Source organism: Archangium violaceum (assembly GCF_016859125.1).
In the GTDB taxonomy this organism is placed as follows: Bacteria; Myxococcota; Myxococcia; order Myxococcales; family Myxococcaceae; genus Archangium; species Archangium violaceum_A.
The window spans coordinates 7,435,824-7,448,462 of record NZ_CP069338.1; the positions used below are offsets into that span (position 1 = coordinate 7,435,824).

At 68.9% G+C, this 12,639-nt stretch carries 9 protein-coding genes; 5 read left to right on the forward strand and 4 right to left on the reverse strand.

Annotation, left to right across the window (positions count from 1 at the left end; genetic code table 11):
• Positions 1-169: 169 nt before the first annotated feature.
• Complete coding sequence (locus JQX13_RS31875) at positions 170-538, forward strand: metallothionein (RefSeq protein WP_203403246.1); 369 nt, start codon at positions 170-172, stop codon at positions 536-538.
• On the opposite strand, the gene JQX13_RS31880 is transcribed toward JQX13_RS31875, so the two are convergent.
• The 3 genes from JQX13_RS31880 to nadA all read right to left on the reverse strand — a co-directional run bounded on the left by JQX13_RS31880 (position 531) and on the right by nadA (position 2,998).
• Entirely contained in the window at positions 531-1,331 is an 801-nt protein-coding gene (locus JQX13_RS31880; protein WP_203403247.1) for a class I SAM-dependent methyltransferase, read from the reverse strand. The two genes, JQX13_RS31875 and JQX13_RS31880, sit on opposite strands and share 8 nt — an antisense overlap.
• Positions 1,332-1,382: 51 nt before the next feature.
• Complete coding sequence (locus JQX13_RS31885) at positions 1,383-1,964, reverse strand: hypothetical protein (protein ID WP_203403248.1); 582 nt, start codon at positions 1,962-1,964, stop codon at positions 1,383-1,385.
• Positions 1,965-2,065: 101 nt separating this feature from the next.
• Positions 2,066-2,998: a quinolinate synthase NadA gene (gene nadA / locus JQX13_RS31890; RefSeq protein WP_203403249.1), complete on the reverse strand. Its 933-nt coding sequence runs from the start codon at positions 2,996-2,998 to the stop codon at positions 2,066-2,068.
• Positions 2,999-3,372: 374 nt separating this feature from the next.
• Here nadA and JQX13_RS31895 point away from each other — a divergent pair, with 374 nt between their 5' ends.
• The 4 genes from JQX13_RS31895 (at position 3,373) to JQX13_RS31910 (ending at position 11,008) form a co-directional block, all read left to right on the forward strand.
• The gene (locus tag JQX13_RS31895) at positions 3,373-5,793 is read left to right on the forward strand and encodes a PilZ domain-containing protein (RefSeq protein ID WP_203403250.1); all 2,421 of its coding nucleotides are present in this window, start codon (positions 3,373-3,375) and stop codon (positions 5,791-5,793) included.
• Positions 5,790-6,581, forward strand: a complete 792-nt coding sequence (locus JQX13_RS31900) for a class I SAM-dependent methyltransferase (RefSeq protein WP_203403251.1) — start codon at positions 5,790-5,792, stop codon at positions 6,579-6,581. The genes JQX13_RS31895 and JQX13_RS31900 overlap by 4 nt, the downstream gene beginning before the upstream one ends.
• Before the next feature lie 62 nt (positions 6,582-6,643).
• Positions 6,644-9,505 carry an ATP-binding protein gene (locus JQX13_RS31905; RefSeq protein ID WP_239013975.1) on the forward strand — a complete coding sequence of 954 codons (2,862 nt, stop codon included), beginning with the start codon at positions 6,644-6,646 and terminating at the stop codon, positions 9,503-9,505.
• A gap of 102 nt (positions 9,506-9,607) precedes the next feature.
• Positions 9,608-11,008, forward strand: a complete 1,401-nt coding sequence (locus JQX13_RS31910) for a peptide MFS transporter (RefSeq protein WP_203403252.1) — start codon at positions 9,608-9,610, stop codon at positions 11,006-11,008.
• Positions 11,009-11,127: 119 nt separating this feature from the next.
• On the opposite strand, the gene JQX13_RS31915 is transcribed toward JQX13_RS31910, so the two are convergent.
• Positions 11,128-12,588: a POT family MFS transporter gene (locus tag JQX13_RS31915; protein ID WP_203403253.1), complete on the reverse strand. Its 1,461-nt coding sequence runs from the start codon at positions 12,586-12,588 to the stop codon at positions 11,128-11,130.
• Positions 12,589-12,639: the final 51 nt, after the last annotated feature.

Genomic DNA, 12,639 nt, shown 5'->3' on the forward strand with positions numbered 1-12,639 from the left:
TGGCGCCTCCGTTCGTCGCGAGCGTTCCGAGGAACGTGCTCGCAGGGTTGCCCTCCTGGGGGAGGGATCGCGGAGCCGGCCCGCCCTGCTTGGACAGGTGGAAACCTCTGGGATATAGCCCGGGGAGATGATTCGGGTGTTCTGCCTGTCCCCCGGGAGGTACGTGGAGATGAAGCGCATCGGGATGACGTTGGCGGCCGTGGCGGTGGGCGGCGTGTTGCTCACGGCGGGCGAGTCAGGCGCGTGCGAGGCCCACCGTGCCAGGAAGGCCGATGCCGTACCCGCGCCCGTGGAGCCGGGCAGGCCGGAGGCGGCTCCGACGGAGGCGGCCGCGGCGAAGAAGGACGGCGCGAGCGAGCTGCACGCGGCGAAGTGCCGGTGCGGCAGCGCGGCGGACTGTACCTGCAAGAAGGGCACGTGCGAGTGCCCCAAGTGCAAGAAGCCCCGTCAGGACGTGGTGCCGTCGTTGCGGTCCGAGGGCCGAGCGCGGGAGCTGCGCGAGGTGCGCCTCGACGCCTCGGCGGGCGTCTTCATCTGACCGGCTTCTCCGCCTTCACCACCAGCAGGGGCGGCAGCCGCAGCCGGGCGAAGCCCACCAGTCCCACGGCGGACAGGGCGTCGCGGAGCTCCTCCTCCTCGCGCGGGTGGAGACCGGCCTGGCGCTGGACGAACGCGGTGGCCCGGCCCGGCGGTAGCCAGGTGCTGGCCACGAAGCGTCCACCGGGGCGCAGCACGCGGCCCACTTCCAGCAGCAGCCGGCCGATGTCCGCGATGAAGTGCAGCGAGTGGGCCAGCAGCACCGCGCCCAGCGAACCATCCCGGAAGGGCAGGTAGGGGGCCTCGGCGCGGAGGAAGTCCACCCGCACGCCGGCCTCGCGCGCCTGGGCCACGGACTCCTCGAGCATCGCCCGGGACACGTCCAGGCCCACCACGGGAGGCAGCTCCGGCTCGCGTGCCAGACGCCGGGCGAACAGTCCGGTGCCGGTGCCCAGGTCCAGGATGGGCGCCTCGGGGTTGCCCAACAGGGAGCGGTACAGCAGGTACTCACTGTCCCGGTCCAGGGGCGGAGCCGCCAGCGCCCGCTGCAGGGCGGGGCGCACGTAGCGCTCATAGGAGCGGGCGATGAGCCGCTGCTCCATGCCCCGCTGGGCCAGGTGCGTGGAGGCGGACTCCTGCACCAGGTCCGCCACACCCTCGGTTACCGGGAAGCTCGCATGGCACTCGGGACAGTGCAGGGGCCCGAAGGCGAGCACGTCGGTGTCGTGCTCGGGCATCAGCCCACCGCGCCGGCACCGGGGGCAGCGCAGCTGCTGAAGGATGGCGCGTCGCATACCCGGCACAGGGTAGCGCCGCGAGCGCTCCTCAGGAACGGCTTTCCTCGCTCAGGAACCGCTCTCCTCGGTGGCCACCAGCACGGGCCAGCCGCGGGCCATGGCCTCGCGGAAGAAGGCGGCCAACTCGCGACGGGCGCCATTCACCGCACCCAGGAACGGGTCGATGAGCGACTCCTCGCCGAGGCTGCGCTGGGGGTTGAGCTCCACGGGGGTGCCGCAGCGCTCGCAGCGGATGGACACGGAGCGGGCCAGGGCCACGGGCACGGCGTAGCGCGCGTTGCACTCGCTGCACTTCCAGACGAGTGCGCGCTCTCCGGCCTCGCGCTTCGCCAGCGACTCCAGCTCATCCGCCAGCCGCAGCAGCGCGGGCAGATCCTGGGGAGGCTGGGCGAAGACGGCCGAGGGACCAAAACCCGAACCGGGGCTGCCCATGCTGGGGGGCTTGTCTCCCTGGAGCAGGGCACGGACCCGGTCCTTGGCCTTGACGTCCCGGAACTCGGCGCCCGCGAACGCGCGCTCCACCGCTTCCTGCAGCGGGGGAAGCTCGGGCTCGAGCCGCTCGTCCGAGGGCAGTGATTGAGGATGCGCCACCACTCGGTGGCCAGGGATTGCGAAGAATCGGAAACCCACGATGCTCCAAATCGCACTGGTGCGCGTCCGGCGCAAGGTACGAATCAGGGGGGATGACGGATTTGCCGCAACCGCGACAGACGGCGCGGTGCGTCACCACCTCACTGTGACCATTCCAGCATTCGCTGCAGCGGCGCCAGCGCGGCGGACTGCAGGTCGGCCGGCAACGTCAGCTCCGGTGTCCGGTCCTTCATGCACCGGTAGAGCTTCTCCATCGTGTTGAGCCGCATATAAGGACATTCGTTGCAGGAGCAACCATTGTCCGGTGGGGCGGGGATGAAGGTCTTCTCCGGCGCGCCGCGCTTCATCTGGTGGAGGATGCCGGCCTCCGTCACCACGATGAACTCCCGCTTGGGGCTCTTGAGGACATGGTCCAGCAGCCCCTTGGTCGAGCCGATGTAGTCGGCGTGCCGCAGCACGGGCTCCTCGCACTCGGGGTGCGCCACCACCTCCGCCTCGGGGTGTTGGACCTTGAGCTGCACCAGGCGCTTCTCGCTGAATATCTCATGGACGATGCAGCTGCCCGGCCACAGCACCATGTCCCGGCCGGTCTGCTTCATCACATAGCGGCCCAGGTGCTGGTCCGGCGCGAAGAGGATGCGCCGGTCCCTGGGGACCTGGTTGACGATCTTCACCGCGTTGGAGGAGGTGCAGATGACGTCGCTCATCGCCTTCACGGCGGCGGAGCTGTTGACGTAGCTCACCACGAAGTGGTCCGGGTGCTTCTCCTTGAAGGCCCGGAAGGCCACCGGTGGGCAGCGGTCCGACAGGGAGCAGCCCGCCTTCAGGTCCGGCAGCAGCACCTGCCTGCCCGGATTGAGGATCTTCGCCGTCTCCGCCATGAAGTGGACGCCGCAGAACACGATGACGTCCGCCTTCGTCTTCGCCGCGGCCTGGGCGAGCGCCAGGCTGTCCCCGACGAAGTCCGCCACGTCCTGGATCTCGCTCTCCTGGTAGTAGTGGGCGAGGATGACGGCGTTGAGTTTCCGCTTTAGTTCCTGGATTTCCCGCTCGTAGTCCACTTCGGCGCCCATCGCGTCTCCTTCTGGCTCATTTAACCGGCCGGTCCCATGGGGGCCAAGGACGAATGCCCCGAAGCCAGCAGGTGTCCGACCTCGGGGTATGCGGCCAGGGGAGCGCCCTCCTGGTTCGCCGGGAAGCATCAGGGGATAGATCCCGCCAGGACACTTGACGCCAACCATCCAGGGACCCGCTAAGATATTCCCGGGACCGCATGGCTGCGGATGAAGCCCGATCACCTGGTGTCCTGGATGCTGGACGTTGGAAAAGGCTTTCTCGTGGCAGGAGCGGAAGGGGGAGGGGCGGCACGGGCACGTGGGCCGCACCCGGAAGAGCGATCGATTTGCGCCGGGTACTGTTGAGTGGCCTGCCTGCTGAGGAGGGGTACATGAGTGTCCCGATTCGAGACGTCCTGGTCGTACACCCGAACGCGGGCAGGCGGGCCGCGCTGGCCTCGGCCCTTCCCTCGTACCGTGTGGTGGCGGTGGAGTCCAAGACCGAGGCGGCCTTCAAGATGGCCAACGCGGCTCCGGCGCTCATCATCGCCCCCCCGGACGATGCCCGGCTCTTCCTGAGGCAGGTGGCCCACACCGCTCCGGACGCGCTGCGTGTCTTCATCTGCTCCAAGTCCGACCCCGCGGGGCTGGCCGAGTTGATTCAGAGCGCCGCCGAGGGCCATGTCTTCAGCGTCCTCGACGAGGCGCTCTCGGGGCCGGAGCTGGGTCGTACCCTCTCGCACCTGCTGCAGCACCGGGGCTCGGCCAGCATCACCGTGCCTCCCTCGACGTACTCGGTGCACTTCACGCTGAACGAACAGGCCCAGGAGGCCCGGTGCTCGGAGATCGGCAACTTCGGCGCCACGCTGTTGCTGCCGGGCAGCATCCCCCTGGTCCACTTCCCGCCGGGCTCGGCGCTGGAGTCGCTGCGCATCGAGCGTGAGGGGCGGCTCCTCTTCAAGACGCCCTGGGCGCACGTGCAGCGGGCGCTGCTGGTGCACGACGAGTCGGGGGAGCACCTGCGCCTGGGCATCTCCTGGGCGACCGCCATGCACCCGCCGCCGCCGGTGCCCGGCGTGACGATGGAGGCCCAGTCCGAGGTGGTGGCCACGCTGCGCAAGGCGCTGCGGCGCGGGGCCATCCTCTGGCTCCAGCGTGTGAACGACCCCTCCGTGCAGCTGCGCCTGGACGCGCCCGTCGTGGACATGGTGGACGGGGTGGCCGTCCTGTGTTGCCAGTCCTCAGGCATGCTGGAGGGCTGGGCGGGCGACGAGGTGGACCTGTTCTTCGAGATGGGCGGGCAGAGCTACTCGGGGGTCTGCAACCTGCTCGTCAACGAGCCGGACGGGAGGATGGTGTTGCATGTGCCGCGCTCGCTCGTCATCCGCAACTGGCGCAGCCTGCCGCGCTTCAAGCCCGGGCCCAACGACCGCTTCCTCATCTCCTTCCAGGCCCCCATCTCCGGCCATCAGACCACCCGGGCCGCGCTCGACCTGAGCGTCGGCGGGCTCTCCTTCCCCTTCGATGCCTCCAACGAGATCATCCCCGCGGGCTCGCGGCTCGACGTCTCGCTGCTCCTGCCGGATGGGACGTCCGAGAAATGCCAGCTGGAGGTGCGCTCCATCCACGGGGTGCCCTCGGATGGCCGGCTCTCGGGAGGCCTGCGGCCCTTCCGCGCCGGCGCGCGCTTCTCGGGGCTCTCCCAGACCGCCCGCGACGCCATCCTGCGGGCCTTCATGTCCTCGCGCTGCCAGTCCGTCTCCGAGGGGTGCGACGTTCCCTTCCGGGACATCTGGCACCTGATGGAGGAGGCCCGCTACCGCTTCCATCCGGACTACCCCTTCGGGGACGACTCGCAGCTGGACACCCTCCAGGACACCCACCGCAAGGTGTATTCCACGGGGGACCTGGGGCGCGCGCTCGTCTACACCAGCGAGAAGGGCCTGCTGGGGCAGATCTCCGGCCTGCGCATCCACTCGCGCACCTGGCTCGTGCAACACCTCGCGGTGCGGCCCGGTGTGCGCCGCAATGAGCAGGTCTCCTACGAATTGAGCAACCTCGCCGTCGAGCTGGGCGAGGTGCAGCAGGACATCGAGTTCATCCGCTACTCCTGGCGCAAGGACAACCGCTGGCCGAGCCGCCGCATCGGTTGGCTCGCGCGAGCCCTGGAGACGCCAGGACTGAGCTTCCTGCGCCATTTCTGCTACATGCGCCTGCCGCTCACGGACGCGCGGCCCACTCCCGATCCGTCGCTGCCGCGCGTGCGGGATGGGGTGCGCACCGACTTCGTGTGGATCGAGCTGCACCTGCGCGACCGCGGGGAGCTCGTCCGGGTGCTGAGCGAGGATCTGCTCACGGACGAGGTGGACCTGAGCGCGTTGAGCGAGCGCTTCCGGGCGAAGGGGCTGCACCGGCGCCGCCGCGTCTTCGTCGTGGATGGGGAGTTCATGCCCCTGGCCGTGGCCCTCTGCGAGGAGGGCACCCCGGGGCTCAACCTCCTCGAGAAGACGAACGCCTTCTGGCTGCTCGTGCCCAACCGGTCCCACCCCCAGGCGCGCGCGGCCACGCAGGCGCTCATCCAGCGCTGCGTGGAGCATGCCCGCGAGCGCGGTCGGCCCTCCGCCATCGCCCTGGTGGAGGATGAAGAGGCCGGAGTGCTCGAGGAGGCGGGGTTCCAGAACCTGGGCCGCTTCTCCGAGTGGATCTTCCACCGCTCGATGATCCGCCGGGTGTGTGAGCTGTGGCGCTCCGTGTTCGAACGGCTCGGGGGTGCCCCCGCGCCCGACTGGGCCGGCGAGGAGAGCGTGGAGTGAGATACGTCATGGAGTCCAGCGACGAGGCGCGCCGCCTGCTCGTCCAGGAGCGGTCGGGCAACGCGCGCGAGGCGCTGGGGGCCGCCGGTCTCCAGCGGGGAGCCCGGGTGCTGGACGCCGGGTGTGGTCCAGGTGGCATCACGGAGCTCATCGCGGAGCTGGTGGGGCCCACGGGCCACGTCACCGGCATGGACCTCAGCGAGGAGCGGCTGGCGAAGGCCCGGCAGCTCAACCAGCACCACCCCCACGTGCGCTTCGTCTCGGGCGACGTGCGCCGCACGGGGCTGCCGGACGCCTCGTTCGACTTCACCTGGTGCCAGTTCGTCCTCCAGTACGTGCCAGAGCGCTGGGACGCGCTCGCGGAGCTCGCCCGAGTGACCCGTCCTGGTGGCAAGGTGGTCATCTCCGAGTTCGACGGCTTCGGGATGTGCAACTGGCCCTGTCCCGAGCCCCTGCGCGACTGGTGTGTGCGCTTCACCGACGCGCTGCTGCGCACCGTCGGCCTGGATGTCCATGTGGGCCGCAAGGTGTTCAACGCCATGCGTCAATTGGGGCTGGCCCAGGTCCGCGTCCACCTGTTGCCCCAGTACGTCATCGCGGGCTCCGCCGACGCGGCCACCCATCTGGACTGGGAAACACGTTTTTCCGCTCTGGAGCCCGCCGTGGCCCCCTTGCTCGGTGGTCTGGAAGACTACCGGGCCATGTGTCAGAAGTACCTTGAGTTGCTGGCGGATCCCGACGCATTGAAGTACTCGATCCTGCTGGTGACAGAGGGAACGCGTCCTTGAACCAGAGGGCAGTGGAGGAGAGTGAGCAGAGGCCGCATCCGGACAACGCTCCGGAGGTGAGCGTGCGCACGACGTCCACGCTGCTGCTCTACTTCGAGCGGCGCTATGGGGCCGCCCGGCTCGCGGACATCTTCCGCCGGCACTCCTTCAGCCTGTCCCTGGACTACCTCCGCACGCCCACCAACTTCATCTCCCTGCCGTTCCTGGAGAAGCTGGCCGACGTCCTGGTCACCGAGTCGGGCGACAGCCAGTTCATGCGCAAGGCGGGTCTCTCCATGGCCGGCCCCGAGGCGCTCGGGTTCGCGTACTACATGGTCCGCGCCTTCGGCTCGCTGGAGATCTGCTTCCGCAAGACGGTGGAGCTCAGCTACAGCTACAACCGGGTGGGCCAGTTCGAGATCGAGCAGCTCGAGCGCGAGCGGATGGTGCTGGCCTACCGCAGCTCCGTGCCCGAGCAGGGCCGGCACATCTGCGAGCTGCGCATGGGCCAGTTCGCCTCGTTCCCCACCATCTGGGGCCTGCCCCCGGCCGACGTGAGCGAGAGCCAGTGCCAGGTGAACGGCGCCGACTGCTGCCGCTACCACCTGCGCTGGATGGACCCGCTGCCCGTGTGGGGCCGCTATACCGGCCTGGTGCTGGGCGCGATCAGCGGGGTGGGCGCGAGCATCCTGGGGTTGGGCCATCCCGCCTTCACCGTGACGTCGCTGTCCCTGGCCGGGGTGTCGCTGGGCAGTTGGATCGACCTGCGGCGGGAGATGCGCCGCAAGGACGCGGCGCTCAACGAGCAGGCCGAGGGCATGATGGGCTCGCTCGAGGAGCTCCAGCAGCGCTACGACGAGATGTTCCGCATCAACGTCGCGCTGGAGGACCGGGTCGTGGCTCGCACGCGCGAGTTGACCGAGACCAACGTGCGGCTGGAGGCGGCGCTCGCCAAGCAGAAGGAGCTGGACCGGCTCAAGAGCGAGTTCTTCGACAACGTGAGCCACGAGCTGCGCACGCCGCTCACGCTCATCCTCCTCACGCTGGACTCGCTGCTGCAGCGCGGCCCGGAGGAGTTCGATGCTCCCGTGCGCCAGCACCTGGAGACGATGAACCGGAGCGCCTCGCGCCTGCTGCGGCTCATCAACAACCTGTTGGATCTGACGAAGCTCGAGGCGGGCAAGACGAAGCTGCGCTACGAGCCGTTGGACATCCAGGGCTTCCTCTCCTCGCTGCTGGTGCCCTTCGAGGTGCTGGCGGACAAGAAGGGACTGGAGCTCGAGCTGGAGGGCACGGTGACGACGCCGGTCCACGTGGACGTGGCGCGTATCGAGAGCGTCTTCCAGAACCTCATCTCCAACGCCCTCAAGTTCACCTCCCAGGGCAAGGTGACGGTGCGCCTGCGCGAGGACGACACCTGGGTGCACGTGGAGGTGATCGACACGGGCGTGGGTATCGCCTCGCAGGATCTCTCGGTCATCTTCGACCGCTTCGCCCAGGCGGACTCGAGCGGCACGCGGCGCTTCGGTGGCACGGGCATCGGCCTTGCGCTGGTGAAGGAGACGCTGGAGCTGCACACGGGCGGTATCGAGGTGTCCAGCGATCTGGGCAAGGGCTCCAACTTCCACGTGTGGCTGCGCAAGGGCACCGCGCACGTGCGCGACGAGGTGCTCACGAGCAGCGCCGACGAGCCGGTGGTGAACCGTCCCTCGCTGCGCCGCTCGGCGGACGTGGCGGCCATGCTGGAGCCCGAGAGCCCCATGAGCACGCCCGCCGTCGAGGCGTTGCCCGCTCCTCCGGACGCCGAGGCCGGCCCGGATGCTCCGCGCGTGCTGCTGGTGGAGGACGAGCCGGAGATCCGCGCCTTCCTGCGCGGCGTGCTCAAGCCCTACTACCGGCTGCTGGAGGCCACCAACGGCGAGGAGGGCCTGCGGACGGCCCAGAAGGAGCGGCCGGATCTCATCGTCTCGGACGTGATGATGCCGGTGATGTCGGGCATCCAGATGCTGGCGGCGCTGCGCAGCTCTCCGGAGACGGTGGACACGCCCATCATCATGCTCACCGCGCGTCAGGAGGTGGACGCGAAGGTGGAGGGGTTGTCCATGGGCGCCAATGACTACCTGGGCAAGCCCTTCTCGCCCCGGGAGATGCTGGCGCGCATCGAGGCGCAGCTGCGCCTGCGCGACGCGGCGGTGCGCGCGGCGGAGAACGAGCGGCTGGCGGCCACGGGCCTGCTCACCTCGGGCTTCGCCCACGAGGTGCGCAACCCCCTCAACGGTCTGATGAACGCGCTGCAGCCGCTGCGCGAGAGCCTCACCAGCGGCACCCCGGATCCAGCCATGGCCGTGGCCATGTTGGATCTCATCGAGGAGTGCGGGCAGCGCATCCGGGGCCTGGCCGAGGGCCTGCTGTCCTTCGTGCGCACCGGCAGCAAGGCGGTGGCGGTGGACCTGGGTGCCTCGCTGGACGCCAGCGTGCAGGCGCTCTCGTGGCGGCTGCCCCCCGGCATGAAGGTGGAGCGCGACTACCAGTGCCCGGATCCGGTGTGGAGCGATCCGGGCTCGCTCAACCAGGTCTGGGTGAACCTGCTGGACAACGCGGTGCGCGCCATCGGGCCGGACGGGATCGTCAGGGTGTCCACGGCGCGCGACGGTGGGGACGCGGTGGTGTCCATCATCGACAACGGCGTGGGCATCAAGCCCGAGCACATGGAGCGGCTCTTCCAGCCCTTCTTCTCCACCCGGGACGCGGGCGAGGGGACGGGCCTGGGGCTGGCGCTCTGCCAGCGCATCGTCCTGCGTCAGGGTGGACGCATCCGTGTCTTCAGTGACTACGGCAAGGGCACGCGCGTGGAGGTCCGGCTGCCGCTCGAGGCGGATCCGGATCGCATCCTCCCGCCGCTGCTCTCCGAGGGACGCCCCATCCAGCCGCATTGGCGCACGTAGGGCCGCCCGCTACTCGCGACCGTTCTGACAGGTGGGGTGTGCTTCTGGTAGAACCAGGAGCCTTTTTTCCCCTTTTCTCCCCACTCGCGAGGAAACCTTCGCATGGCACAGAGCACGGCCGCGCCGGCCCCCACCCGGGGTCATCCCAAGGGCCTTTACCTGCTGTTCACCACCGAGATGTGGGAGCGCATGAGCTATTACGGCATGCGCGCCCTGCTGGTGCTCTACATGGTGGGCGCCACCAACGAGGGCGGGTTTGGTTGGAGCCAGGCCAAGGCGCTGCAGATCTTCGGCATCTACACGGGCCTCGTGTACGCCACGCCCGTGTTCGGCGGCCTCCTCGCGGACCGTTACCTGGGGCAGCGGCTGTCGGTCACGCTCGGCGGCATCCTGATGATGTTGGGCCAGTTCGTCCTGGCCATGCCTGGCAACTCGGAGTCGCTCTTCTACACGGGCCTGGGCCTGTTGGTGGTGGGCAACGGCTTCTTCAAGCCGAACATCTCCACCATGGTGGGCGGGCTGTACGCGCCCGGTGATCCGCGCCGGGATGGTGCCTTCACCATCTTCTATATCGGCATCAACGTGGGCGCGTTCCTGGCCTCGGCGGTGTGCGGCACGCTGGGCGAGAAGTTCGGCTGGATGTATGGCTTTGGCTCCGCGGGCGTGGGCATGGGACTGGGCGTGCTCGTCTTCCTGGCCCTGGGCAAGCGCCTGCTGGGCAACGTGGGCCTGGCGCCGAGGCCGGTGGAGCGCAAGGTGGGCGCGTCCGAGGCTCCCGCAGTGGCCCTCACCCGTGAGGAGAGGGATCGCGTCATCGTCATCCTCGTGCTGGCGCTCTTCGTCGTCTTCTTCTGGGCGGCCTTCGAGCAGGCCGGTGGCCTGATGAACCTCTACACGGACGCCAAGGTGGACCGGGGCGTGTTCGGCTGGGAGGTGCCCACCACCTGGTTCCAGGCCGTGAACCCGCTCTTCATCATGCTGCTGGGCCCCATCTTCGCGGAGATGTGGACGGGGCTGGGCCGGCGGAGCAAGGACCCCTCCATCCCGGCGAAGATGGCCATGGGCCTGCTGCTGGTGTCGTTCGGCTTCGTGTTCATGCTGGGCGCTTCCAAGCAGAGCGAGGCGGCGGGCAAGGCGGCGCTGATGTGGGTGGTGGCGGCCTACTTCTTCCACACGGCGGGCGAGCTGTGCCTGTCGCCGGTGGGCCTCTCCATGGTGACGAAGCTGGCGCCGACGCGGTTCGCCTCGCTGCTGATGGGCGTGTGGTTCATCGCCAACGCGGTGGCCAACTACCTGGCGGGCCTCATCGGCGGCTATGCCGAGCAGCTGGGCGAGTTCAACCTCTTCCTGGCCATCACCATCGCCACCGCCGTGGCGGGCGCGGTACTGCTGGCCCTGGCGCCGCTGCTCAAGCGGATGATGCACGGCGCGGACGAGATGAATCCCGCGGCGGCCGAGCAGTCGGCCTCCGATTCGGAGCAGGTCAAGCCCCAGGTGGCCTGACCTCCCTCTCCCTCCGGGAGAGGGCCGGGGTGGGGGTCGTCGTCCCCGAATGAAGAAAGGGCCCCGGGCGGAGACGCTCGGGGCCCTTTTTCATGCCTTAACCCATCCAGTCCGCGGACCTACAGTGCCTTCTGCTCGCCCACGGTCGTGGCGGGAGGCTGGGCTCGGTCGGGGACGGGACCGGTGGTGTCCTCCTGGTAGTAGTCGCGGACCTGGTAGTTGCGCGCCATGAGGGCCATGGCCACGGCGGCCAGGAGCGCCAGGCCTCCGTAGAAGAAGAACTGGCCGGCGCCGGTGAAGACGTTGAGCGCGGCGGCGATGGCCACGGCCACGTTGGCCAGCGTGGTGGTGAGCAGCCAGAGGCTCTGGATGATGCCCTTCATCTCGCGCGGGGCCTGGGTGTAGGCGAACTCGAGGCCGGTGGTGGAGACGAGGATCTCCGACAGCGTCAGGACGATGTAGGGCAGCAACTGCCAGGCGATGTTGAGCGTGGAGCCCTGCTCGATGAGCACCTGGTAGTAGCCGGCGATGGCGTACGAGAACGCGCCCACGGCGAGCCCCAGCGGCATGCGGCGCAGCGGGGTGAGCTCCCAGCCCGAGCGCTGGAATGCGGGGTACACCACGCCCACGAGGACGGGGATGAGGATCATCACCAGGGCCGGGTTGATGAACTGCATCTGGCTCGGCTGGAAGGTGACGGGGCCGACCTGCGGATCCATGGCGCGCGCCTGGATGACCCACGTGGAGGCCTTCTGGTCGAAGAGCATCCAGAAGAACGGGATGGTGGGCAGCAGCAGGGTGCTGATGCGGAGGACGGCCTTGGCGCCCTCCACGGCCTCGGCGGGGTGCTCCTTCGTGGCGCCGTCGAGCCAGTGCGCGCCGGGCTTGCGGTGGCGGAGCGCCGAGGCCACCACCTTGAGGAAGGAGTGGGGGTTGGGGCCGGTGGGGGGCACCACGACGTAGTGCCGGCGGCCCGCCCAGAAGATGATGGTGGCGATGAACATCAGGATGCCGGGGATGCCGAACGCCACGGCGGGCCCCAGGTGCTTGAGCGTCAGGGGGATGAGCAGCGAGGCGAAGAAGGACCCGAAGTTGATGGTCCAGTAGAAGATGGCGAAGACCTTCTTCACCAGGTGCTTGTTGGACGCGTTGAACTGGTCCCCCACCATGGCGCTCACGCACGGCTTGATGCCGCCGCTGCCCACGGAGATGAGGACCAGGCCCGTGTAGAAGCCCGTGGGATTCGTCTCGAAGAGGGCCAGGCACGCGTGGCCCAGGCAGTACACCAGGCTCAGCGAGAGGATGACCTTGTACTTCCCGAGCCACCGGTCCGCGAGGTAGCCGCCCATCAACGGGAAGAAGTACACGCCCGCCATGAAGAGGTGCATCAGGCTCTTGGCCTGGGCGGAGCGGGCGCCCTCGTCGGGGACGGCGTTGCGCAGCAGGTAGTCGATGAGGAACACCGTGAGGATGTTCCTCATCCCGTAGAAGCTGAAGCGCTCACAGGCTTCGTTGCCGATGATGAAGGGAATCTGCGGCGGGAAGCGGTCGCGGGTCGTGGCGCCGGGCGTGCTGGCCATGGACGGGGGATTCCTCGTCGGTAGGGGGTCCAACCGTCGTGCCTACCCCAG